This is a genomic window from Pseudoalteromonas sp. MER144-MNA-CIBAN-0113 (assembly GCF_040308965.1).
In the GTDB taxonomy this organism is placed as follows: Bacteria; Pseudomonadota; Gammaproteobacteria; order Enterobacterales; family Alteromonadaceae; genus Pseudoalteromonas; species Pseudoalteromonas tetraodonis.
This window is the reverse complement of record NZ_JBEOOG010000196.1, coordinates 1-576: the sequence shown is the minus strand read 5'-3', so window position 1 is coordinate 576 and position 576 is coordinate 1. Positions and strand designations below refer to the sequence as shown.

The window sequence follows — 576 nt, the reverse complement described above, 5'->3', positions numbered from 1 at the left end:
AATTATGGCTCTGGTTTTGAATTAAGCTAACCCACGAAAAGCGGAGGCTAACACCGTGTGGGAGTCATTATGTCTATACGTACAGGTGGTTGCAGATACATGGAAAGTTTTATCCCCTTAATTTTTATATCTATGCTTGTTTTTATTCAAATCAAAAAGTTTAAAGATATGTGTAAATACTTGGCTTCTGTCTATCCTGAGGAGTGGGAGAAGCTTACCCATAACTCGATGGGAAGTTCTCAATGGTCTACTACTAATGCTAACTTAAATGAGTCGCTTAAAACGGGTTATTTTTCAAAAATAAATGATAACAAAGTAAGAGATTTCGAAAAGTTTCGAACATATAATATGTACTTAATGGGGGCGGTTGTCTTATTACAATTAGTCTTGGCTATTTTAAAGTAATGTACGTATAACAAGCCATTCAAGCAGGACTTTTAACAGTTGGTTAGGTTCCGCTTCGCTTCACATTTTAACCAACAATTAAAAGCCTCTTAATGGGGCGTTGAGGTTGTAGAATTACTCTTTTTAGGAACTGGTTCTACACATTTCACTTGATTGTTTTTTAACCTTGAA

The 576-nt window shown here is 35.2% G+C and carries 1 protein-coding gene; it reads left to right on the top strand.

Annotated features, from left to right (window positions below; translation table 11 throughout):
* The first annotated feature begins 69 nt into the window (after nucleotides 1-69).
* On the top strand, nucleotides 70-405 hold the full coding sequence (locus tag AAEY57_RS19380; protein WP_350608593.1) for a hypothetical protein: 336 nt from the start codon (nucleotides 70-72) through the stop codon (nucleotides 403-405).
* Nucleotides 406-576 lie beyond the last annotated feature (171 nt).